General features: G+C 69.4%; 19 protein-coding genes. 8 read left to right on the forward strand and 11 right to left on the reverse strand.

Annotation, left to right across the window (positions count from 1 at the left end):
- Positions 1–3 precede the first annotated feature (3 nt).
- The gene (locus tag JW364_RS01960) at positions 4–1947 is read left to right on the forward strand and encodes an SDR family oxidoreductase (protein WP_078112079.1); all 1944 of its coding nucleotides are present in this window, start codon (positions 4–6) and stop codon (positions 1945–1947) included.
- The gene (locus JW364_RS01965; protein ID WP_165630260.1) at positions 1944–3026 is read left to right on the forward strand and encodes an alanine racemase; all 1083 of its coding nucleotides are present in this window, start codon (positions 1944–1946) and stop codon (positions 3024–3026) included. Before JW364_RS01960 ends, JW364_RS01965 begins: the two co-directional genes overlap by 4 nt.
- 1 nt (position 3027) lies before the next feature.
- Here the strand turns inward: JW364_RS01965 and JW364_RS01970 are convergent, their stop codons facing one another.
- The 4 genes from JW364_RS01970 to JW364_RS01985 form a co-directional block, all read right to left on the reverse strand.
- The gene (locus JW364_RS01970) at positions 3028–4257 is read right to left on the reverse strand and encodes a UPF0158 family protein (RefSeq protein ID WP_205333265.1); all 1230 of its coding nucleotides are present in this window, start codon (positions 4255–4257) and stop codon (positions 3028–3030) included.
- An 83-nt stretch (positions 4258–4340) separates the two neighbouring features.
- Entirely contained in the window at positions 4341–6014 is a 1674-nt protein-coding gene (locus JW364_RS01975; RefSeq protein WP_205333264.1) for a DNA polymerase Y family protein, read from the reverse strand.
- Positions 6014–6862 carry a hypothetical protein gene (locus JW364_RS01980; protein ID WP_175404281.1) on the reverse strand — a complete coding sequence of 283 codons (849 nt, stop codon included), beginning with the start codon at positions 6860–6862 and terminating at the stop codon, positions 6014–6016. Before JW364_RS01980 ends, JW364_RS01975 begins: the two co-directional genes overlap by 1 nt.
- 257 nt (positions 6863–7119) lie before the next feature.
- On the reverse strand, positions 7120–8145 hold the full coding sequence (locus JW364_RS01985; protein WP_205333263.1) for an Rv2578c family radical SAM protein: 1026 nt from the start codon (positions 8143–8145) through the stop codon (positions 7120–7122).
- A 78-nt stretch (positions 8146–8223) separates the two neighbouring features.
- On the opposite strand from JW364_RS01985, the gene JW364_RS01990 reads away from it, so the two are divergent.
- Positions 8224–9483, forward strand: a complete 1260-nt coding sequence (locus tag JW364_RS01990; RefSeq protein ID WP_058250683.1) for a serine/threonine-protein kinase — start codon at positions 8224–8226, stop codon at positions 9481–9483.
- A gap of 16 nt (positions 9484–9499) precedes the next feature.
- On the opposite strand, the gene JW364_RS01995 is transcribed toward JW364_RS01990, so the two are convergent.
- Together JW364_RS01995 and JW364_RS02000 are read right to left on the reverse strand one after the other, a co-directional pair.
- Positions 9500–10225 carry a response regulator transcription factor gene (locus JW364_RS01995; protein ID WP_058250684.1) on the reverse strand — a complete coding sequence of 242 codons (726 nt, stop codon included), beginning with the start codon at positions 10223–10225 and terminating at the stop codon, positions 9500–9502.
- Positions 10222–11490, reverse strand: coding sequence for an ATP-binding protein (locus tag JW364_RS02000; RefSeq protein WP_058250685.1), 1269 nt, complete (start codon positions 11488–11490; stop codon positions 10222–10224). Before JW364_RS02000 ends, JW364_RS01995 begins: the two co-directional genes overlap by 4 nt.
- Positions 11491–11663: 173 nt before the next feature.
- On the opposite strand from JW364_RS02000, the gene JW364_RS02005 reads away from it, so the two are divergent.
- Positions 11664–13076: a PspC domain-containing protein gene (locus JW364_RS02005; RefSeq protein ID WP_078112081.1), complete on the forward strand. Its 1413-nt coding sequence runs from the start codon at positions 11664–11666 to the stop codon at positions 13074–13076.
- On the forward strand, positions 13073–13303 hold the full coding sequence (locus JW364_RS02010) for a hypothetical protein (protein WP_058250687.1): 231 nt from the start codon (positions 13073–13075) through the stop codon (positions 13301–13303). The genes JW364_RS02005 and JW364_RS02010 overlap by 4 nt, the downstream gene beginning before the upstream one ends.
- A gap of 60 nt (positions 13304–13363) precedes the next feature.
- Here JW364_RS02010 and guaA read toward each other — a convergent pair whose 3' ends face one another.
- Positions 13364–14911: a glutamine-hydrolyzing GMP synthase gene (gene guaA, locus JW364_RS02015; RefSeq protein WP_058250688.1), complete on the reverse strand. Its 1548-nt coding sequence runs from the start codon at positions 14909–14911 to the stop codon at positions 13364–13366.
- Positions 14912–15071: 160 nt separating this feature from the next.
- Here guaA and JW364_RS02020 point away from each other — a divergent pair, with 160 nt between their 5' ends.
- Genes JW364_RS02020 through JW364_RS02030 form a run of 3 tightly spaced genes read left to right on the forward strand, consistent with a single transcriptional unit; the run spans position 15072 to position 17007 of the window.
- Positions 15072–15710, forward strand: a complete 639-nt coding sequence (locus JW364_RS02020) for a biotin transporter BioY (RefSeq protein WP_058250881.1) — start codon at positions 15072–15074, stop codon at positions 15708–15710.
- Positions 15711–15733: 23 nt separating this feature from the next.
- A complete protein-coding gene (locus JW364_RS02025) occupies positions 15734–16408 on the forward strand; it encodes an energy-coupling factor ABC transporter ATP-binding protein (RefSeq protein WP_058250689.1) in 675 nt (224 codons plus the stop codon).
- The gene (locus JW364_RS02030) at positions 16405–17007 is read left to right on the forward strand and encodes an energy-coupling factor transporter transmembrane protein EcfT (protein ID WP_058250690.1); all 603 of its coding nucleotides are present in this window, start codon (positions 16405–16407) and stop codon (positions 17005–17007) included. The genes JW364_RS02025 and JW364_RS02030 overlap by 4 nt, the downstream gene beginning before the upstream one ends.
- Positions 17008–17016: 9 nt before the next feature.
- Here JW364_RS02030 and JW364_RS02035 read toward each other — a convergent pair whose 3' ends face one another.
- The 4 genes from JW364_RS02035 to guaB all read right to left on the reverse strand — a co-directional run bounded on the left by JW364_RS02035 (position 17017) and on the right by guaB (position 22637).
- Positions 17017–17952 carry an epimerase gene (locus JW364_RS02035; RefSeq protein WP_058250691.1) on the reverse strand — a complete coding sequence of 312 codons (936 nt, stop codon included), beginning with the start codon at positions 17950–17952 and terminating at the stop codon, positions 17017–17019.
- 95 nt (positions 17953–18047) lie between these two features.
- Complete coding sequence (locus JW364_RS02040) at positions 18048–19835, reverse strand: GMC family oxidoreductase (protein WP_083229439.1); 1788 nt, start codon at positions 19833–19835, stop codon at positions 18048–18050.
- Positions 19836–19880: 45 nt separating this feature from the next.
- Positions 19881–21038: a GuaB3 family IMP dehydrogenase-related protein gene (locus tag JW364_RS02045; protein WP_058250882.1), complete on the reverse strand. Its 1158-nt coding sequence runs from the start codon at positions 21036–21038 to the stop codon at positions 19881–19883.
- Positions 21039–21125: 87 nt separating this feature from the next.
- Positions 21126–22637, reverse strand: a complete 1512-nt coding sequence (gene guaB, locus JW364_RS02050) for an IMP dehydrogenase (RefSeq protein ID WP_058250693.1) — start codon at positions 22635–22637, stop codon at positions 21126–21128.
- Between the last annotated feature and the right edge of the window lie 14 nt (positions 22638–22651).

Here is a 22651-nt window from a genome sequence, read left to right on the forward strand (position 1 = left end):
TCCATGACGAGCTACTTCATCACCGGGGGCAGCGGGTTCATCGGGCGACGCGTACTCGAACGTCTCCTGACCGTCGCTCCCGACGCCACCATCCACGCACTGGTACGCGAGACCTCGCGCGCGGCGTTCGTCGCCATGCTCGACGACCTCGACGCGGGCGACCGCGTGACACCCGTGGTCGGCGACCTGACCGCACCCGGACTCGGTATCGCACCGGACACCGTCCCCGCGATCGATCACGTCATCCACCTCGCGGCGATCTACGACATGGCCGCCGATGCGGAGTCACAGCGCGCCGCCAACGTCGTCGGGACCTCGCGCGCCGCCGACTTCGCGATCGCGCACGATGCGCTGTTCCACCACGTCTCCTCGATCGCCGTGGCCGGTGACCACCGCGGGCGGTTCACCGAGATGGACTTCGAAGTCGGACAGGGCTTTCCGACTGCCTACCATCGCACCAAGTTCGAGGCCGAACGTGTCGTGCGCGAACGCGAGGGACTCCGCTGGCGCGTCTACCGGCCGTCGATCGTGGTCGGCGACTCGCGCACCGGCGAGATGGACAAGATCGACGGTCCCTACTACTTCTTCGGCCACCTCGCGACGCTCGGCCGACTGCCCTCGATGCTGCGACTGCCGATGCCCGATCTCGGGACGCTCAACATCGTGCCGGTCGATTACGTCGCCGCCGCGATGGTCGCCCTCCTCGGCGTGAACCCCACGCGCAGCGGTTTGGTGTTCCATCTCAGCGACCCGAAGTCGCTCACCACCACCGAGATGTACAACGCGCTGGCACCGGCGTTCAAGGCGCCGAAGGGGTTCGACGCCATCCCACGGGCTGCGGTGGAACCCGTGATGACGTTGTCCGGCATGGGGATCGCGCGCGTCGGACGCAACCTCGTAGCCGCCCAGCAGGGGATCCCCGGGGCAGTACTCGACGCGGTGACGCTGCCGGTCGACTTCCGCGCCGACACCACCGTGGCGGTCCTGGGTGACCTCGGCATCACCGTGCCCGACTTCGCCGACTACGCCCCGCGCCTGTGGACCTACTGGTCACGACACCTCGACCGGTCACGCAACCGGCGCACCGATCCGCGCGGGCCGCTCGTCGGCAAGAACGTTCTCATCACCGGCGGGTCGAGCGGGATCGGCAAGGCCACCGCACGGATGTGCGTCGCACGCGGGGCCAACGTCCTCATCGTCGCCCGCAACGCCGACGAACTGGAATCGGCGACCGAGGAATTGAACTCGACGACGAGCAAGAAGGGCATCCCGCCCGGTCAGGTGACCGCATACCAGTGCGACATCACCGACGAGGAATCGGTCAATGCGCTCGTCAAGACCGTGCTCGCCGCGCACGGTCACGTGGACGTCCTGGTCAACAATGCCGGCCGGTCGATCCGTCGTGCCACGATCAACTCGGTGGATCGGTCTCACGACTACCACCGGGTGATGGCGGTCAACTACTTCGGCGCGGTGAACCTCGTCCTCGGACTGCTGCCGCACATGATCGCCCGGCAGGCGGGTCATGTGGTAAACGTGACCTCGATCGCGGTGCAGTCGCGTGGCCCGCGGTTCGGTGCCTACGCGGCGTCAAAAGCCGCTCTGGAGGCCTTCAGCGACGTCACCGGCACCGAAACGGTGTCCGACCACGTGACCTTCTCCAATGTCCGTCTCCCCCTCGTGAAGACGCGGATGATCGCGCCCACCGAGGCCTACGACAACCAGCCCGGGACCTGGAACGTCGACCGGGCCGCGGCGCGCGTGCTGCACGCGATCATCGATCGACCCAAGCGCGTCGACTCGCTGGTCGGGCTCGTCGCCGAGATCGGGCACCGCGTCACCCCCGGACTGACCACCCGCATCCTGCACCAGGAGTACCTGGTCTTCGGCGAATCGGCGGCGGCGCTGGGCCGTTCGGATCGTGACGCCGGCGGGCGGGACGCGTGATCGACACCCCGTATCTCGAGGTCGACGTCGACCGCATGACGCGCAACCTCGCGGTGCTCGCCGACCGCGCGCGATCGGCGGGCGTCGACTTCCGGCCGCATGCGAAGACCCACAAATGCGCCGAGATCGCGCGGATGCAGATCGATTCCGGTGCCACGGGGCTGGCGGTGGCCACCATCGGCGAGGCCGAGGCCTTCGCCGACGCCGCCGACATCACCTCGTGCACCGACATCTTCATCGCCTATCCCATCTGGCCGACCCCGGCGAAAGCCGCCCGGTTACGCGCCCTCGCAGACCGGGTGTCGCTACGGGTGGGTGTCGACTCGGCGGAGGGCGCACGGCATCTCGGGGCGCTGCTCGGCGGGCAGCGGGTCGAGGCACTCGTCGAGGTCGACTCCGGGCAACACCGCACCGGGACCGCACCCGGGGACGCCGGAGGCGTCGCGGCGGCGGGCGTGTCAGCGGGGCTCGACGTCGTCGGCGTCTTCACCTTCCCCGGCCACGGCTACGGCGTCGGCGACACCCGCCGGCGGGCCGCGGAACAGGAGGTGGCGGCACTGCGTACGGCGGCGGAGAGTCTCCGAGCGCAGGGCATCGATCCGCGGGTGCGCAGCGGCGGATCCACACCCACCGTCGAATTCGTCGGCGACCCCACGTATGCGGGCGTGCTCACCGAGATCCGTCCGGGCGTGTATCCCCTCAACGACGCCCAGCAGGTCGAGATCGGCACCTGCGGATTCGACGACGTCGCTCTGACCGCGGTGGCAACCGTGGTGCGGAGCGAACCCGGACGGATCGTCCTCGACGCCGGCAGCAAGATCCTCGGCGCCGACCGAGCCGCCTGGGCGACCGGCCACGGACGCCTCCTCGATCACCCCGACGCCCGCGTCGTGCAGTTGTCCGAACATCACGCGGTGGTGGAGTTCCCGGCGGAATCGACGTCAGCCCCCCGGTTGGGCGACGTGATCCGGGTGGTGCCGAACCACGTCTGCACTGCGGTCAATCTCGTCGACGAACTGGTGGCGATCGACGGCTCGGACAGCCGGTGGCCGGTCATCGCGCGGGGGCACAACAGTTGAGTCAGATCGGTCGGATGCCTTCACGGACCAGGAATTTGCGTGCCCGTCCGAACTTGCGGTCGGTGGAGAACGCATACCACTGCTGACTCACACCCGCTTCGTGGACGACGTCCCGGAACCTGCGGAACGCACCTCGTCCCTCGATCGCGCGCTCCAGACGGTTTCGCAGGTCGGGATCGGTGGTGCGCGTGGCGAAATCGGCCATGTCCCGCCAGCTGTCGCGCGAACCGATGCAGTCGAAGCGCAGCCAGCGGTCCGGGTCCTCCTCGACGTCGATCTCCTCATCGAGCACGCCCGGGTCGAGCATCTCGTCGTTGTACACGAAGCCGGTGCTCAGGTCGATGAGTCCGCCGGTGGACCGGTTCGGATCACCCTCCATCTCGTCGCTGAGCATCTCGAGATCCACCGCGATCGGCCGTCCCGGCGCGGGTTCCCCGCGCAGGCTCGCGAGCAGTTCCTCGGCGAGTTCGGCGTCGCCGGCCTCTCCCCGTCGTTTGAGTTGTTCGACGATCGACACAGCCACCGGTTCGGCTCGCTCGCGGCGCTTCTGCAGTGCCATCGGTACCCCGGGGCCGACCTGCTGGAGTGCGTCGTGCAGATCGCATCCGATGACGGCATCCAGGAAACGATCGGCATCCGACGACGCGATCGACCCGCGTACCTCGCCCAGATCGAGTTCACGTATCTCCTTCTGCGCGGGCCACTGGCCGACGAGCATCGGATGAGGAACGGTGGGGCGTGGTGGCGTCTCGTCGTCCCCATCGGCCGTCCGTCGACCGTACTGATCCGGGATGTCGCCCCAACCGAAGTACGCCAGCGGCGCTGTCGGCTTGATGCCCAACACGTCCACCGGGTCGACCTTCAGATCTCCCACGACGCACCGATGGGTCCACTCGTCGCCTAGATCGAAGGTGTACTGGAACTCGGAACCGGTCGCTGCGAACGCGGCGACCTTGGCCGTGGCGATGTCCACGGGCTCGGAGATCGGGCCGCCGATACCACCGGCCAGGTCGGCACCGAGCGCGGCGTCGGCGACGACCCGGCCGTCGTCCAGGGTGAACAGTGACAGATGGGAACGATCCCATCGAGCGAACGCGTCATCGATGGCGGTCGCCAGATCCTTGAACGTGTGCGCCGGCCCGACCGCGAAAACCCTTCCGGGCCAGGGCCACAAATCGATTCCACGACCACCGAGCAGTTCCACGGTGACCGACAACCAGGTACGTGCCATGCGTCGAGAGTGGCATCTTCGAGGCGAACGCGCACGCTTTCGGTCGCGGCGTTTCTTCCCGAAGGCCACTCCGCGGGACGCAGTCACTCGTAGACACCTTCGACGATCCACTCCCCGGCGCGGTAGCACAGCAGCAGGGCGCGCGAATCGTCGAGCAGCACCTGCGCCCGCGCGGTCAGTCCGGTCTCGGCGGCTCCGGTCGGCACCGAGGCCCCGGCTGGCCGGTCGGCGCCTCCGACCGGCCACGGCCCGGCCCACCAGCACAGGCCCCAACTCGACCGGCGCGCCCGGGACGAGGCCAGCGCGACGGTCACCGGTTCGGCGGTGAAGGCCCCGCGATCGGTCACCTTCACCGGTTGCCCCACGGCGTCGAGCACGTGGATCGCGGTCTCCACCAGCACCGTCGGGCTGGGTTGTGGCAGGCGTCCGGGCCACGGCGCCGACGGATCCCGGCGCGGAGCCGGCTCGTCGCCCAGTGAGACCATGGTGATCCGTTCGGCGGGTCCACGACCACCGCTCAGCACGGGAATACGGACCGCATCCCCGCCCAGCAGCCCCTGTATCCGCACCAGCGAACGCCGGGCGCGCTCCTCCACATCCGGTTCACCGGCCAGCCCGCCACGGGAGAGATCGTCGGTGAGCTGATAGTGCAGGGCCCCGGCCTCGACGACCTCGACCGGTTCGAGCCGCAGCCGGACGATCGGCGAGTCGGGTCGGGCACTGCTCCTCGCTGCGCGCGGCTCGACCCGCGGGGAGGTGGGCCGCGCCGCGCCGGTCAGCCACCCCTCGAGTTGCCATCGGACACGATCCGCGGTCGTCTCCGGCGTCAGCGGTTGGGCACATCGCCAGGTTCGCGAATGCTGTTGTCCGCGTTCGGTGGTCGCGATGATGGTGAGTCGCGTGCAGGCCACCGCGGCATCACGCAGGCGTCGGTGCAGCACGTCGGCGAGGGTGCGACCGATGAACGCCGCGACGTCGATGCGGTCGACCGGCGGGTCGCAGGTGTGGTCGACGTCGAGTTCGGCCGGCACACCACGTGACGACGGGACACGCCCCGGCAGCGCATTGGCCAGCCGGTGCGCGACGACCGCATCCCGGGCGAACCGGGTGGCGACGTCGGTGACGGACATGTCGGCGAAGGCGCCGATCGTGCCGATCCCCAACCGGCGCAGCAACTCCACGAGATCGGCACGGGACGGATCGCTCATGCTGGGTTCGACGGCGAGGTCGGCGACGGGGCGGCCGGCGAGGTACTCCCGGTCACCCCCGGGCTCCACCTGATGCCCGTTCCGGGCGGCGAGGACGGCGGTGAAGATCTCGTCGGCGATGCCGACCTGCGACTCGATGCCGCACGCCGACACCACGTCGACGAGCTCCTCCGCGAGGGCCTCCATCCCGCCGAAGTAGCGGGCGGCACGGTCGCCGGCGATCACCAGGAGACCCGGCCGGAGCACTTCGAGGGCGGGGATCACCTCGGCGACCGCGGCGACCACCGGTTCGAACAGCCGTCCGTCCCGGTTCTCGTCGGCGGCGACCACGGTCATCTCCGTGCACGCCGCCTGCGCCTGTCGCTTCCGCATTCCCCGCCGCACACCGGCGGCCCGTGCCGAGGCCGAACAGGCCACCACCCGATTCGCCGACAGCACCGCGACCGGATGCAGCGGGGGCAGATCCGCCTCGGCCGCCGCGGCCATCGCCGGCCAGTCCGGGCACCAGAGCGCGAGGATACGCCGGGACCCCTGCTCTCCGGAGGGCATCAGTTCGCCACCGCGAGCACCGGGGAGACGGTCGCCGCCGCGACCATCTCGACCGTGCGATCGGCACCGTGGCCCGTCGCCCGGAGTTCGACCTCGGTGCTCTCGGATCGCCGGCCGCGGCCCGACACCGTGACCTCCAGCCGCATCCCGCCGATGCGGCCGTAGCCGCTGCGTGCGGAGTCGAGACCGGCCGCGCGGGAGGCGGGAGCAGACCGGCCGGGCAGGCCCGGACTGTGCCGGTAGGTGAGGACACGGGCCTCGAGGGCCAGTTGCGCACCCGGCCATGCACCACCGGTCACCAGCAGCACCGACGACTGTTTGCGCACGCGGCCCATGACCACCCGGGCACGCGAGGGGGCCACCATCTCGTTCCGCGGGCGAGCACCCTCGCCACCGCTCCCCAGGTCCAGGATCACCAGGTCCATACCGTCGAGCAGCACCGCTGCCACCTCGACCGGGTCGGGACCGGGATCGGGGATGGTGGCGATGCGGGACAGGTCGGCGCCCATCTCCGCCGCGGGCAGCAGACTCAACCGGGGCAACCCGACGATCCCCACCTGTCCACCCGCACGGGTCACCGAAGCGATCATCGCGATCAGCACCGAACGGGCGCCGTCGAGCCGGGCCACCGACCCTCGCGGAATACCGTTGTGCGGCAAGATGTCCGACAACGATTCCGGCACGGGAAGGACACCCACCGACCGGTCTCGGACCTCGACCACCCGCTGGTCGGGCCGACCGGACATGGCCGCCATCCGCCGGCGCAAACCCGCCAGCTCGTCGGCCCGGCCACCGGCCGCCGTATCGGTCACGGCATCGGTCACGGCCACACCAGCAGAGACATCCATCCGGCACCCTCCAGTCGACATGAGTAGTTCTCGAGCGAGCCGGGAAGGTGCGCGCCATCAGGGTTCTCGACACAGTTCCCGAACGATCCCGAGGAGGCCCCTCGTCCGCCGATCATTCGAACACTGTTTCGATTGTTCGAGAGTAGAACCAACCACCGACAAGCGTCAACCGAAGCCGAAAGCCGTTGCGCAGCACAGGATGTTTGCATCCACGCCGAAAACAGCCCAGCTCAGGGGCGCGGTCAGGACGGCACGGGTCAGAACAGGGTGAGGGCGTGCCGCAGCTCGGGCGCGGCCACCGTCGCCGGCGAGTCGGGACCCGATTGCCGGAGACCGCCGGAACCGGCCAGGCCATGCCGGTGCACGAGCGGCTTCATCCGGTCACGCAGCCACGAGGAGTACTCCGGGGTGACATAGGCGCCACGCCCGTAGAGCCCCCGGTACCGGCGGATGAGCGCCGGATGCTCCTCCGCCAGCCACTCGAGGAACCACGGCTTGGTCGAGGATCGCAGATGCATCGGGAACGCGGTCACACCAGACGCGCCCGCCTCGGCGAGTGCCTCGAGCAACGAGTCGAGATGCGCGGTCGAATCCGTGAGGTACGGGATGACGGGGGCCACCATCACATGCGGCGCGATGCCGGCATCGGCGAGATCGCGGATCACCGACAGCCGCGCCTGGGGCGACGGCGTCCCCGGTTCGATCTTCTTCTGCAGGTCCTGATCGAGGATCGCCAGCGAGATCCCGACGCTGACCGAGACCTCCCCCGCAGCCTGACGCAACAGCGGAAGATCCCGACGGATCAAGGTGCCCTTGGTCAGGATGGAGAACGGCGTCCGGGACTCGGCGAGCGCGGAGATCACGCCCGGCATGAGTCGGTACCGCCCCTCGGCACGCTGATACGGGTCCGTGTTGGTGCCCAGCGCCACCGTCTCCCGGGTCCACGACCGGCGTTTGAGTTCCTTGCGCAACACCGCCGCGACGTTGAGCTTCACCACGACCTGGGTGTCGAAATCGGTGCCCGCGTCGAGGTCGAGGTACTCGTGCGTCGGACGGGCGAAACAGTAGCGGCAGGCATGCGTGCACCCGCGAAAGGTGTTGACCGTGAACTGAAACGGGAGCTGCGAGGCCTCCGGCACGCGGTTGAGCGCACTCTTGGCCAGCACCTCGTGGAATGTGACACCCTCGAAATCGGGCGTACGCACCGACCGCACCAGACCCGAGCGGCTCAGCCCCGGGAGCGACCCGTCGTCGACCTCGACCGCCTGATCCGACCATCGCATGATGGGAGTCGAACATACGTACGAGATGGCTGTCAAGTGCGGTGCCCGCGGCGTCGACCTCGCCGCTATCATCTCCGTATGTCGACGACCGCCGGAACCCACCATGCGCCGGGTCCCCAGTACCTGGTGGCCGGCCGGTACCGTCTGAAGTCGCGCATCGGCGGCGGCGGCATGGGAACCGTGTGGCTCGCCCGCGACCAGCTCCTCGACCGTGACGTCGCCGTCAAGCAGGTCGTCTCCACCGAGGGCCTCACCGAGGACTCCGCCGACAACGTGCGCAAGCGGGCCATGCGGGAGGGGCGGATCGCCGCGAAGCTCTCCCACCGCAATGCGATCGCCATGCACGACGTCGCCCTCGACCGGGGTGAGCCCTGGCTGGTCATGGAATACCTACCCTCCCGCAGTGTGGCCCAGATCTTGCACACCACAAAGACTCTCGCGCCCGCCGAGGCCGCCCAGATCGGCGCCCAGGTGGCCGATGCGATGGTCGAGGCCCACGCCGCGGGGATCGTGCACCGCGACATCAAGCCCGGCAACATCCTCATCGCCGAGGGCGGACGGCAGACCGGCCTGGTCAAGATCACCGACTTCGGGATCTCGCGGGCGAAGGACGATGTCACTCTCACCCAGACCGGCGTGATCACCGGAACGCCTGCGTATTTCGCTCCCGAGGTCGCGCGCGGCGCCGATCCGCAGGAGGCCTCGGACGTCTACTCGCTGGGCGCGACCGTCTACACGATGGTGGAGGGTCAGCCGCCCTTCGGTGTCGACGACAACTCGATCGCGCTGCTACACAAGGTCGCACGCGCACGCATCAATCCCATGCAGAATGCCGCCGAGCTCGAGCCGATCCTGCTGCGCCTCCTGGAACCGAGCCCGACCAAACGCCCGACGATGAGTCAGGCACGAGACATGCTCACCTCGTTCGCGGCCGGTTCCCGAGGCACCCGCGACCAGGTCCTGACCGGCCTCATCACCCGGCCCGGAGCGGGCACGCCGACCTGGTCACAGCGCGGCGGCCGGTCGTCGACGACCGGTTCGCATCGTCCGGCCGGTGCCACCCTGCCCCCCTACGCCCCGACGATGTCCGCCGATCGCGGCTCCCGCGACCTTCCGGACACACGTCGCGGCATGTCCCCGACCCTGATGTCGACGCCGCAACCACATTCGTCGACGCCGAGACCGCCTGCCTCCCAGCAGTACTCGTCCGAATCCCGGCAACCGAACCCCGGTCCGCCGGCGCCGGGCACGTCGAGCACGGCACTGGCGGTGTCGATCTTCGTGTTCTTCGCCGTGCTCGCGGTCGTCGTCGTACTCGCGATCGCGCTGTTGCGCTGAGCCGGCGCCGCTGCGGTCAGCCGATGTGACGGGTGGCCGCCCATCGGGTGAGGGCATTGCGGTTGGACTGCTGGGTCTTCCGCAAAACGTTCGACGCATGTGTCTCGACCGTCTTGATCGAGATGAACAGCTCCTCGGCGATCTCCCGATAGGTGTACCCGCGCGCCAGCAGGCGCAACACCTCCAGTTCGCGCCTGGTCAGCGAGTCGAGTTCGGGGTCGAGCGGCGGTTCGGGTGCCGAGGATTTTCCGGTGAACGAGTCGAGGACGAAACCCGCGAGACGTGGGCTGAACACCGCGTCGCCGTCGGCGACCCGGCGGACCGCGTCGGCGAGTTCCGGGCCCGCGATCGTCTTGGTCACGTAACCGCGGGCACCGGCCCGGATGGTCGCGATGACATCCTCGGCCGCGTCCGACACACTCAGGGCCAGGAAGACCGGCGGTGTCGAACCCGTTGCATTCGAACCCGTTCCGTTCGATCCGAGTCGATCGAGCACCCCGCGCAGGACCGCCACCCCGCCGCCGGCCGGCATGTGCACGTCGAGCAGGACCACATCGGGAGCCGCCGCCACGATCCCGTCGATTGCCTCGGGTACGGTGCCCGCCTCGCCGACGACGCGCAGGCCCGGCTCGTCGGCCAGTTCGGCACGGACCCCGGAGCGGAAGACCGCATGGTCGTCGACGAGATAGAAGGTCACCGGACCGGGGCCGGTCGGGTCGGAACTCGGGGAACTCGGCGTCATCGTGCCTTCCTGTTGTCGGTCGGGGCGACCGCGTCGACGGTCACCTCGGCAGAGCGTCGGGTGTCGTCCGCTCTCTCGTCGATCGATCCCGATCCCCCGTCACCACGCGGCATCATCAGACCCACGTTCGTCCCGCGCCCGGGGGTCGACGTGATCCGCACGCGGCCGCCCATCCTCTCCACACGTGCGCGGATCGACCGGGAGATGCCCTGGCGGTCGTCGTCGACGGCGTCGGGGTCGAAACCGATTCCCCGGTCACGGACATACACCTCGACCTCGTCGTCGGTGATCTCGCCGTACACGTCCACGGTGCGTTCACCGGAGTGCTTGGCGGCGTTGACCAGCGCCTCGCGGGTGGCCCCCACGAGAGCCGACCAGCGTTTGGCGTCCCGGGTGTTGTCCGGACGCAGATCGCCGACGGTGATGATCTCCACCTCGATACCGTAGGCGTCCTCGACCTCGGCGCCGACACTCCGGAGTGCGGCCGCGAGCGAGCCGCGTTCGGTGGCCGGGTCGCCGAACAGCCAGGCCCGCAGCTCGCGTTCCTGACTCCGGGCCAGGCGTGCCACCTCCTCGGGGCGGCCCGCCTTCTTCTGGATCAGGGCCAGGGTCTGCAGGACCGAGTCGTGCAGATGCGAGGCGATCTCCTCGCGCTCGGCGTTGCGAATGCGGGCCGAGCGCTCCTCGTTGATGGTGCGCAGCATCCGCATCCACAGGGGCACGGTCAACAGGACGACGCCGATCAGGGTCGCCCCGACCGCGAGGATCGTGGAATTGAGACCGCCGAAGCTGCGATCCCCGGCCACCACCACGACCACGAGGCCGCCGACAACGAGCGCGACGCCGCCGATCAACCGCGTCCAAGTGCGCAGTGGGGTGCGGGGTGCGCGCGGGGATGTATCGAATTCGCGCCACACGAGGGCGGCGCCCAACGCGATGAAGACGAACGGGATGAGGTACTCCGCCGGGGTCCCCGACGCCGCGAATCCGACCACGCCCATGGCCACCAGCCCGACCATCGCCAGACCGAGGGATTGACGACGCTCTCCCGGTGCCGGTGACGCGGTGTCGTCGCCCTGCGGGCAGAAGAACCACAGCAGCCCGTAGGCGGCGACCCCGGCGCCGGCCAGCGCGGCCAGGACCACGAAGACGATCCGCACGCGGAAGACCTCGACCCCGAGATGATCGGCCAATCCGCCGGCGACACCGGCGACGACGCGGCCGCCGTCGCGGCGCACCAGTTTCGGGACCGGCTCGACCTCCATTCGACTCACTCCTCGATCGTCCCATGCGATCGGCTTCGCGACATCGGGGTCAACCCCGGTTCATGCGCCGCGATCTCAGGGTGTGTCCGCTCCGCCGCCCCCGGGCCTGGCGGATTCTCCGGGGGACAATTCAGGGGATCACCCGATGTGTCCGGGGCCGGACGGGCGGCACGATGATCGTCATGGACACCAAGGAGTTCCAGCAGCAGATCCAGGGCCTGTGGGCGACCCGTCCGTATCGGCCCGACGATCGGACGATTGCCGGCGTGTGCACCGGCATCGCCGCCCGGTATCGCGTCGACCCGACTCTGGTGAAGGTCGCGTTCGTGGTGGCCGCCTTCTTCGGCGGCAGCGGACTCATCCTCTACCTCGCGGCCTGGGTCGCGTTCCCGGGCGCCGGACGCGCCCGCGCCGATGCGCTCCGTGTCGATTCCCCCCGGGCCGGTCACACCGCGTCGCACAACTCGATGCACGGCCTGGGGAATCCGCAGGTGATCCTGCTGGTCGTGCTCGCGATCGTCATCGTCACCTCATTCGGCCCCAATCGCACCTGGGGCTCGGGCGGGCTCGTCGGCGCGATCCTGATGCTCGGCGGCTGGTACCTGCTGTACCTGCGGACCCCGACTCCACCGGCCGGTACCAGCATCGACACCGCGGCGGTCACCGACATCGTCGTCCCGCCACCGGCGGCCGGGCAGTTCGAACGGTGGGTGCCGCGCGCGATGAGCCACCCGGCCCCCGGCGCGGTCACCCCCACGGACGGCCCCCAGACCCCAGGAGTATCCATGACCAAAGCACCGGGCCCGTCCGCGATCGGCGGGAATCCGGCCACCGAACACCCGGCCACCCCGGTGCCGGAAGTCGAACTGTCGAAGAACGAACCACTCGAGGCGAGTCCACCCGCGTGGGATCCGTTGGGAGCGGCGCGGTTCGCCTGGGATCTGCCCGAACCGACCCGCCCGGCCGAACCGGCCGTCCGTCGGCACCGTCGCTCACCGCTGACCCTGATCGTGGTCGGTCTGGCGACCATCGTGGGTGCGATCGGTGCGGGCCTGCACCAGATGGGTGTCGAGTGGTTCACCGTCCCCCACATCCTGTCGCTCTCCCTCGCCGTGATCGGAGCCGGACTCCTCGTCGCGGCCGTCGTCAAGCGTCGCACCGGCGAGCACAGCACGGGCCTGGCGCCCATCGCGGTCTCTCTCGGTGCCGCGGTCATCGTCACCACCGTGATCTCCGGGGTCAACGGCCTGTCCGGCCCGCTGCCGCCCGGCGGGGTCGGTGACCGCGAGTGGAAGCCGTTGACCGAGAACGACATCCAGGCCGAGTACTCACTCGGCATCGGCGAGATGGCCCTGGACCTGCGCGCGGTCGAACTCACCGCCGACCGGACCGTACGACTCGAGAGCGGGGTCGGCAAGATCACGGTCCACGTGCCGGAGACGATGAACGTGCGTGCCGACTGCCAGACCGGTGTCGGCGACTACAACTGCCCCACCGGGCTCGACGGCGGACGTGACGGCACCGATGGCCCGGTCCTGCAGATCGAGGCCCGCACCGGATTGGGAGAGGTAGAGGTCCTGCGATGAGCACTGAGATGAACGCTTCCGGCACCGATGACGACCGAGGTTGTGGCGCCACCCATCGCGCTCCCGGTCTGGGGCTGCTCGGACTCGCCGCCCTTGCCGTGGCCGGGTGGGGGCTCGCCGACGGGCCGGCGCTTCCCGACGCCGCCGACCTCGGATGGGTCGTCGTCGGGATCGGGCTGCTGGTCGGACTCGTGCTGATCGTGTCCGGCACGCGTTCCCGGCGCTGAGACCCGGCACGCGCAGACGAGAGCGGCCGGTGGCAGACGCCACCGGCCGCTCTCGTCAGCTCATTCCCACTCGATGGTGCCCGGCGGCTTGCTCGTCACGTCGAGCACCACCCGGTTGACCTCGGCGACCTCGTTGGTGATGCGGGTGGAGATGATCTCGAGGACCTCGTAGGGCACACGCGTCCAGTCCGCGGTCATCGCGTCCTCGCTCGACACCGGGCGCAGCACGATCGGGTGGCCGTAGGTGCGGCCGTCTCCCTGCACGCCCACACTGCGCACGTCGGCCAGCAACACGACCGGACACTGCCAGATCTGCGAGTCGAGGCCGGCGGCGGTCAGTTCCTCGCGCGCGATCAGGTCGGCCTTGCGCAGCGTCTCCAGTCGGTCGCCGGTCACCTCGCCGACGATGCGGATCGCCAGGCCGGGCCCGGGGAACGGCTGGCGGGCGACGATCTCCTCGGGCAGCCCCAGTTCGCGGCCGACCGCACGCACCTCGTCCTTGAACAGCAGACGCAGCGGTTCCACGAGACTGAACTCGAGGTCGTCGGGCAGACCGCCGACGTTGTGATGACTTTTGATGTTCGCGGTGCCGCTGCCGCCGCCGGACTCGACGACGTCGGGGTACAACGTGCCCTGGACGAGGAAGTCGACCTTCTCCCCCGCCTCGGCCTCCTCGCCGAGGACCTCGCTGACCGCACCCTCGAACGACCGGATGAACTCGCGGCCGATGATCTTGCGCTTGGTCTCGGGGTCGCTGACGCCGGACAGCTCACGCAAGAAGGTGTCGGCGGCGTCGACCGTCACCAGCTTCGCCCCGGTCGCCCCGACGAAATCGTGCTGTACCTGTTCGCGTTCTCCGGCGCGCAGAAGACCGTGGTCGACGAAGACACAGGTCAGACGATCGCCGATGGCGCGCTGCACCAGCGCGGCGGCCACCGCGGAATCCACGCCGCCGGAGAGCCCGCAGATGGCCCGCCCGTCACCGATCTGGTCGGCGACCGCGTCGATCAGCGCGTCGGCGATGTTGGCCGCCGTCCAGGTGGCCTCGAGACCGGCGATCTCGTACAGGAAACGGGTGAGGATCTGCTGGCCGTGCGGTGTGTGCAGCACCTCGGGGTGGTACTGCACACCGGCCATCCGGCGCTTCAGGTTCTCGAAGGATGCGACCGGCGCGCCGGGCGTCGACCCGGTGACGGTGAACCCCTCCGGCGGGGACTGGACGGCGTCGTTGTGGCTCATCCAGACCGGCTGGGTGTCCGAGAGACCTTGGTGGAGAACGCCTTCGCCGTTGGTCGTGAACGTCGTCCGGCCGAACTCGCGCCCGCCGGTGTTGGCCACCTCGCCGCCCAGCTTGTCCGCCATCGCCTGGAAGCCGTAGCAGATGCCGAAGACCGGGACGTCGAGGTCGAAGAGGGCGGGATCGAGGTCCGGCGCGTCCTCCGCGTACACCGACGACGGTCCGCCCGACAGGATGATCGCGACCGGATCCTTCTCCTGGATCTCCGCGATCGGCGCCTCGTGCGAGATCACCTCCGAGTAGATCCGCGCTTCCCGCACCCGACGCGCGATCAGCTGCGCGTACTGCGCGCCGAAGTCGACGACGAGCACCGGCCGCGGGCCCTCGAGGAAATCCTCGGGAGAGGACGAGTTCGCAGAAGAAGTGTCTGTCACCGGGCCGAGTCTAGTGGGCGGACCGGCGTCGATACCTGGTCACCCCGCCCGGTGGGTGCGGCTGCGCCGCCGCCGCGTGAAATACTCCGGAATCGACATGACTGCATCGCCGAAATCCCCCAACCGCTGGTCGCTGAGCATCGGCGACCTCACCCAGGCCGCCGTGTTCGCCGCGCTGATCGCCGCGCTCGGCCTGCCCGGGACCATCAACATCGGCACCAGCGGTGTGCCGATCACGTTCCAGTCGCTCGGGGTCATCCTCGCCGGGGCGGTCCTCGGCCCGCGGAAGGGCACGCTGGCCGTGGTCATCTTCATGGTGCTGGCGATCGCCGGACTCCCGATCCTCTCGGGCGGACGCAACGGCCTCACCGCGCTGTCCTCCCCGACGGCCGGATACTTCATCGGGTTCCTCCCGGCGGTCATCGTCATCGGGGTGCTGACCGCACTCATGGTCTCGACCGGCGGGAAGACGGGCTCCGGGAAATATCGCGTGCTGTGGGGCATCGGCATCAACGCGCTCGGCGGCATCGTCGTCCTCTACGCCTGCGGGGTGCTCGGCCTGCTGGTGCGGACCGACCTGACACTGTGGGCGGCCATCGCGACCAACGGTTCGTTCATCCCCGGCGACATCGCCAAGTGCGTCATCGCGGCCCTGGTCGCGGCCCAGGTCCACCGCGGCCGGCCGGGCCTCATCGAACCGTTGCGCGCGCGCCGATCCGGCACCGTGGCCGGCTGAGAAGCCGCCCCACCCCAGCGGCGATGATCGAATTCACCGATGTCACCCACGCCTACGGCGACCGGGTCGTCCTGCGCGAGGTCTCACTGACGTTGTCGGAGAACCGGATCGGGATCGTCGGCGCCAACGGCAGCGGCAAGTCGACGCTGGCGCGGATGATCAACGCGCTCGTCGTGCCCGACTCCGGGACCGTCATCGTCGACGGGCTATCGGTCGCGAAGAACAAGCGTGAGGTCCGACGCCGGGTGGGCTTCATCTTCTCCGACCCCGACCGTCAAATCATCATGCCGACGGTCCGCGAGGACATCGAACTGTCGCTTCGTCGAACCGATCTCGACAAGTCCGCGCGCGCCGAGCGTGCCGGCGAGGTGCTCGCCCGATTCGGCCTCGCCGACCACGCGGACCATCCGGCCCAGCGGCTCTCCGGCGGGCAGAAGCAGCTCCTCGCCCTGGCGTCGGTGTTCGTGACCGACCCCGCGATCATCGTCGCCGACGAACCCACCACCCTGCTCGACCTGCGCAACACCCGCATGCTCACCGACGTGTTCGCGACCCTCGACGAGCAACTCGTCGTCGTCAGCCACGATCTCGACATCCTGGCCGACTTCGACCGCGTCATCGTCATCGACGAGGGGCGGGTCGTCGTCGACGACGAACCTCGGCCTGCGCTGGCCGCCTACCGCGGGATGATGTCGTGAACGTCCTCGGCGTCTACCGTCCCGGCAACACGCTGCTGCACCGACTGCCCGCAGGCGTCAAGTTCGTCGCGATGGGCGTGGTGATCCTGGTGCTGTCGCTGACGGTCCGGTCGCTCACCGCCCTCGGCATCGCGACGGCCGGGGTCGCGGTCGTCTACGCGCTGGCGGGGATCGGGCCGCGCGAGGCGTGGCGGCAGCTGCGGCCACTGATGTGGTTGCTGCTGTTCATCTTCGCGTTCCAGGTCGTCTTCACCGACTGGCGGCGGGCGGTAATCGTCTGCGGCGTCCTCGCGCTGTCGGTCGCACTCGCCGCGGCCGTCTCGCTGACCACCCGCACGACGGACATGCTCGACACGATCGTCCGTGCGCTCGGCCCCCTGAGACGGCTCGGGGTGCGCGTGGACCTCATCGCCCTCGCGCTGGCGCTGACCATTCGGGCGATCCCGCTGATGGTCGAGGTGGTGCGGGAGGTCGACGAGGCACGCAAGGCTCGCGGGCTCCGGCCCGGTCCACGCATCCTCGTCGCGCCGGTCGTCCTCGCCGCCCTGCGCACCGCCGACGGTTTCGCCGACACCCTCACCGCGCGCGGACTGGACTGAGGCGACCTCTCAGAGCAGATCGGAGAGTGCGTCCTCGAGCCGTGGGAAGCGGAATTCGAAACCGGCGTCGGCCAGTACATCAGACCGCGCGCGGCGCCCCGTGAGTCCGAGGGCCGGGTCCGTGCGCAGCACCACCGCACCGAGCTTCAGCAACCACGCGGGCGTCGGCGGCGCGGGCGGCCGTCCGATCTCCGCGCGCAGCATCGCCATGAGTTCGGAGTTGCGCACCGGATTCGGACTGGCCGCCACGACGACACCGTCGGGCAGCGACACCGCGCCGTCGACCCGCAGCGCCGCGCGGGCGATCGCGAGCCAGTCGTCGATGTGAATCCAGCTGAACCATTGCCGGCCGTCGCCGACCCGCCCGCCGAGTCCGAACCTGGTCAGGCCCACGAGGCGTCGGATGGCCGGCGAATCCGCATCGAGCACGATCGAGGTGCGCAGCACGGTCAGATGGTCGGTGTTCGCGCCGTCCACCGCCTCCTCCCAGGGCTGCGCCACACCGGTCATCTGCGGGAGGCCCACCGGGATCGGCGTCGATTCGGTGCACCACAGTTCACCCGCGTCGCTCCAGATCGCGGTCGTGCTGGACTGCAGCCAGTACGAGATCGGCGTCGTGCGTTCGCGCGATGCGGTGACGAGTGCTCGCGTCGCGTCGACCCGACTGTTCCGCAGTGCGGCGATGTTGGCGTCCGTGGGGCGGCAATCCACGAGTTTGCCCGCGAGGTTGACCACCGCCGTCGGACGATCTGCGGCCAGCGTCTCGACCCAGTCGCCCTGGGTCCTGCCGTCCCAGACCACCTGCTCGAACGGCGACGACGGATCGACCCGCCGCGTCAGGATGACCGGATGGTATCCACGCTCGGCGAGATCGGTCGCCAGATGCGTTCCCAGCGAGCCACTTCCGCCCGCCAACACCACGGTCAGCGGCTCTGTACCCGACATGCGTCTCCCCCCGTTCGGCACTGGACGACGACACTACCCGCCGACGCCTCCGACCGGGATTTCGTGGTCACAGTGCGCGTGACGGCGCACCGGCGCTACGAGATGCGTTGTGCCGTGAGTGGAGTGGCGGGGACGACCGGGGTGATCGGCAGCCGCAGGGCGCCGGGTGCGTCGGCCGGCACCACCGGGGACGCCGGCGTCGTCGGCTCGATGCGGCGGTACGGGTCGCCCTGCGCAGGACGCCGGTCCTGTTCGCCCTTGTTCGGCCACAGTGCCGCCGCGCGTTCCGCCTGCGCGCAGATCGTCAGCGACGGATTGACGCCGAGGTTCGCCGACACCGACGCGCCGTCGGCGATGTGCAACGTCGGGTAGTTCCACACGCGCTGGTAGGGATCGATGACGCCGTTGTCCGGGTCGTCGGAGATCGCGCAGCCGCCGAGATAGTGCGCGGTCAGCGGCATGTTGACGATGTCGCCCCAGGTCCCGCCGGCGACGCCGCCGTCGAGTTTCGCCGCGATCCGGCGAGTTGCCTCGTTGCCCTTCGGAATCCACGTCGGGTTCGGCTCGCCGTGGCCCTGCTTGCTGGTGACGTACCGCACCGGTCCGCGCTTGCGGACGAAGGTGGTCAGCGAGTTGTTGTTGTTCTGCATGACCAGGGCGATCACGGTCCGCTCGCTCCACTGTCGCACCACGAGCAACCGCACCAGCAGGAACGGGTTGCGGGCGACCTGACGCAGGAACTGCCCGAACCGATTGCGCCGGGACCCGCCGTCGGTGAGCAGGGTCTGCAGGTACGCGATCGCGTTGGAGCCCTTGCCGTATCGCACCGGTTCGATGTGCGTGTTCGGCTCGGGATAGAACGACGAAGTGATCGCGACGCCGCGCGAGTAGTCGTTCTCCGGATCGATCCGCGACCCCATCGCACCCAGTATCGACTCCGAGTTGGTGCGCGTGAGCCGACCCATCGCGTCCGAGATCTGCGGCAGCGTACCGAGTTTCGCGTGGTGCAGCAGTCGTTGGGTGTTGAACGTGCCGGCCGCCAGGATGACCTGACCCGCCGTGATCGTGCGTCGACGGCGTCCGAGCGGACCCCACGACGACGAGTGATGCGTGCCCACCTCCCAGACATCGTCGGCGCGCTGCCGGAGCGAGTCCACCGTGGTCCGGTCGATGATGGTGGCGCCGTGGCGTTCCGCGAGGCCGAGATAGTTCTTCAGCAGGGTGTTCTTGGCACCCACCCGGCACCCGGTCATGCACGCGCCGCACTCGGTGCAGGCGGTCCGGTCCGGACCCGCACCGCCGAAGTACGGGTCGGCGACGGTCTCGCCGGGCGCCCCGGACAGACCCGTCTTCGCACCGAAGAACACACCGACCGGCGTCGGGGTCACCGTGTCCCCGACACCCATCTCGGCGGCGACTTCGGCGACCACGCGGTCGGACGCGGTGACCGTCGGGTTGGTGACCACGCCGAGCATCCGCCGGGCCTGGTCGTAGTACGGGCTGAGCTCGTCCTCCCAGTCGGTGATGTGATTCCACTGGGGATCGGTGAAGAACGGCGTCGGGGGCTTGTAGAGCGTGTTGGCGTAGTTGAGCGAGCCGCCGCCGACGCCCGCCCCGGCGAGGATCATCACGTCTTTCAGGGCGTGGATGCGCTGGATGCCGTACAGGCCCAGCTTCGGTGCCCACAACCACCGGTTGAGGCGCCAGCTGGTCTTGGCGAAGTCCTCGTCCTCGAACCGGCGCCCGGCCTCGACCACGCCGACGCGGTACCCCTTCTCCACCAGCCGCAACGCACTCACGCTGCCGCCGAACCCGGAGCCGACGATCAGAACGTCGAAGTCGGTGGCGTGTTCGGTCGACTTGTCGAATCCCATGCCGAACATACTAACGCGCATTGTCACATAAAGAGACCCAGGTCACCCTAACTATCAGCCGCGGACGGACAACCCCACGCGCTGGAATTCCTTGAGGTCGCAGTAACCGGCCTTCGCCATGGCCCGACGCAGTGCGCCGACGACATTCAGTTCGCCGTACGGGTCGTCGGAGGGGCCGTAGAGAACCCGCTCGAGACTCGGTCGGTCTTCACCCGCGGCGACCTGCAGGAGGGCGCCGCGCGGGGTGTCGGGGTGAGCAGCGGCCGACGGCCAGTACCATCCGTTGCCGGGCGCGGAACTCGTTGCGGCGAGCGAGGTTCCGAGGACCGCGGCGTCGGCTCCACAGGCGATCGCCTTGACGATGTCGCCCGAGCTGTGGATGTCGCCGTCGGCGATGACGTGGACGTAGCGACCGCCGGTCTCGTCCAGGTAGTCGCGACGCGCGGCGGCGGCGTCGGCGATGGCGGTGGCCATCGGCACACCGATGCCGAGCACCTCGCCCGTCGTGGTGGCTCCCGCGGCGGAACCGTAGCCGACGATCACGCCCGCGGCACCCGTCCGCATCAGGTGCAGCGCGGTGCGGTGGTCGTGCACGCCGCCCGCGATGACCGGTACGTCGAGATCGGCGATGAAGGTCTTCAGGTTCAGCGGTTCCCGCTGCGTGCCGTCGGCATCGACCTGCGCCACGTGCTCCGCCGAGATGATCGTGCCGTGCACCACCAGGATCTCCACCCCGGCGGCCAGCAGCGCCGGGGTCAGCTCGGGTGCGTGCTGCGGGCTGACGCGGACGGCCGTGGTGACCCCCGCGTCGCGGACCTGGGCCACGGCCTCGCCGAGCAACCCGCTGTCGAGCGGGGCCGAGTGGAGTTGCTGCAGGTGTCGAACCGCCGCATAGGGATCCGGGTCCTCCGCCGCGATGGCGACGAGTTCGGCGATCTTCGCCTCGACGTCGCGGTGACGGGCCCACAGCCCCTCACCGTTCAGGACGCCGAGCGCGCCGAGCTTGCCCAGTTCGATCGCGACCGACGGCGACACCAGGGCATCCGTCGGGTGGCTCAGGATCGGCGAGGAGAACCGGTAGGCATCGATCTGCCATGCGGTGGAGACGTCCTTGGACGAACGGGTCCGACGGGACGGGACGATGCTGATGTCCCCCAGCTCGTAGGTCCGTCGGGCTGTCCGGCCCATGCCGATTTCGACGAGGTCACGCACCACTGCGCCTTTCTGCGGAGTTCAGCTGCACAACGACCCTACGGCCTGGCCCCCCGGACGAGTCCGGCGGGAACGACCTCGGGGAGTTCAGCGGGAATAGTAGTTGGGTGCCTCTGCGGTCAGCGTGATGTCGTGCGGGTGGGATTCCTTCAGGCCGGCCGCGGTGATCTGGACGAACCGCGCGGTCTGCAGATCCGGGATCGTCGACGCGCCGGTGTAGCCCATCGCGGCACGAAGGCCGCCGACGAGCTGATGTATCACCTGCGACAGCGGACCGCGGAACGGCACCCGTCCCTCGATGCCCTCGGGAACCAGCTTCTCCTCTTTGAGGACGTCGTCCTGGAAGTAGCGGTCCTTGGAGTACGACTTCGCCTGTCCGCGACCCTGCATCGCACCCAGCGAACCCATGCCGCGGTAGCTCTTGAACTGCTTGCCGTTGACCAGGACCAGCTCGCCGGGGGCCTCGGCGGTGCCGGCGAGGAGCGAACCGAGCATCGCGGTCGACGCCCCCGCCGCGAGGGCCTTGGCGATGTCGCCGGAGTACTGCAGACCACCGTCGGCGATCACGGGCACTCCCGCCTTCTGACAGACCGCCACGGCTTCGAGGATGGCGGTGATCTGCGGGGCACCGACACCCGCCACGACGCGGGTGGTGCAGATCGAGCCCGGTCCGACGCCGACCTTCACCGCATCGGCGCCGGCGTCGACGAGGGCCTGCGCGGCCTCGCGGGTCGCGACGTTGCCGCCGACCACGTCCACCCGATCGCCGACCTCGGCCTTCAACTTGGCCACCATGTCGAGCACGAGCCGGTTGTGCGCGTGGGCGGTGTCGACGATGATCACGTCGGCCCCGGCGTCGGCCAACGCCATCGCCCGGTCCCACTGCGGGTCACCGGTGCCGACGGCCGCCCCGACGAGCAACCGTCCGTCGGAGTCCTTGGTCGCCAGCGGATGCTGTTCGGTCTTGACGAAGTCCTTGACGGTGATGAGTCCGGTCAGGCGACCGTTGCCGTCGACGATCGGCAGCTTCTCGATCTTGTGCCGGCGGAGCAGTCCCAGTGCGGCCTCTGCGGAGACGCCCTCCTGGGCGGTGATGAGCGGGGCCTTGGTCATCACCTCGGCGACCGGACGGCTCTGGTCGACCTCGAACCGCATGTCGCGGTTGGTGATGATGCCGACGAGCTCACCCTTGTCGTCGACAACGGGCAGACCGGAGATGCGGTAGCGCGCGCACATGGCGTCCACCTCGGCGAGCGTGTGCGTGGGGGTGCACGTCACCGGATCGGTGACCATGCCCGCCTCGGACCGCTTGACGGTCTCGACCTGGCCGGCCTGCTCCTCGATCGACAGATTGCGGTGGAGGACACCCATACCCCCGGCGCGCGCCATCGCGATCGCCATCCGGGACTCGGTCACGGTGTCCATCGCCGAACTCACCAGCGGGACACGCAGCGTCACGTTCTTGGTCACCCGCGACGAGGTGTCGACCTCGCTGGGTATCACGTCCGACGCCGAGGGCAGCAACAGGACGTCGTCGAAGGTCAGGCCGAGCATCGCGACCTTGCCGGGATCGTCTCCACCGGTACGAACAGCAGTCATCGGACCATGGTATC

The organism is Gordonia sp. BP-119 (genome assembly GCF_016924115.1).
Lineage (GTDB): Bacteria > Actinomycetota > Actinomycetes > Mycobacteriales > Mycobacteriaceae > Gordonia > Gordonia hongkongensis.

Coding starts and splice junctions, on each gene's coding strand:
- JW364_RS01960 (WP_078112079.1), top strand. CDS start 4: ATGACGAGCTACTTCATCACCGGGGGCAGCGGGTTCATCGGGCGACGC.
- JW364_RS01970 (WP_205333265.1), bottom strand. CDS start 4,257: ATGGCACGTACCTGGTTGTCGGTCACCGTGGAACTGCTCGGTGGTCGT.
- JW364_RS01975 (WP_205333264.1), bottom strand. CDS start 6,014: ATGCCCTCCGGAGAGCAGGGGTCCCGGCGTATCCTCGCGCTCTGGTGC.
- JW364_RS01980 (WP_175404281.1), bottom strand. CDS start 6,862: ATGGATGTCTCTGCTGGTGTGGCCGTGACCGATGCCGTGACCGATACG.
- JW364_RS01985 (WP_205333263.1), bottom strand. CDS start 8,145: ATGCGATGGTCGGATCAGGCGGTCGAGGTCGACGACGGGTCGCTCCCG.
- JW364_RS01990 (WP_058250683.1), top strand. CDS start 8,224: ATGTCGACGACCGCCGGAACCCACCATGCGCCGGGTCCCCAGTACCTG.
- JW364_RS01995 (WP_058250684.1), bottom strand. CDS start 10,225: ATGACGCCGAGTTCCCCGAGTTCCGACCCGACCGGCCCCGGTCCGGTG.
- JW364_RS02000 (WP_058250685.1), bottom strand. CDS start 11,490: ATGGAGGTCGAGCCGGTCCCGAAACTGGTGCGCCGCGACGGCGGCCGC.
- JW364_RS02005 (WP_078112081.1), top strand. CDS start 11,664: ATGATCGTCATGGACACCAAGGAGTTCCAGCAGCAGATCCAGGGCCTG.
- JW364_RS02010 (WP_058250687.1), top strand. CDS start 13,073: ATGAGCACTGAGATGAACGCTTCCGGCACCGATGACGACCGAGGTTGT.
- JW364_RS02020 (WP_058250881.1), top strand. CDS start 15,072: ATGACTGCATCGCCGAAATCCCCCAACCGCTGGTCGCTGAGCATCGGC.
- JW364_RS02025 (WP_058250689.1), top strand. CDS start 15,734: ATGATCGAATTCACCGATGTCACCCACGCCTACGGCGACCGGGTCGTC.
- JW364_RS02035 (WP_058250691.1), bottom strand. CDS start 17,952: ATGTCGGGTACAGAGCCGCTGACCGTGGTGTTGGCGGGCGGAAGTGGC.
- JW364_RS02040 (WP_083229439.1), bottom strand. CDS start 19,835: ATGTTCGGCATGGGATTCGACAAGTCGACCGAACACGCCACCGACTTC.
- guaB (WP_058250693.1), bottom strand. CDS start 22,637: ATGACTGCTGTTCGTACCGGTGGAGACGATCCCGGCAAGGTCGCGATG.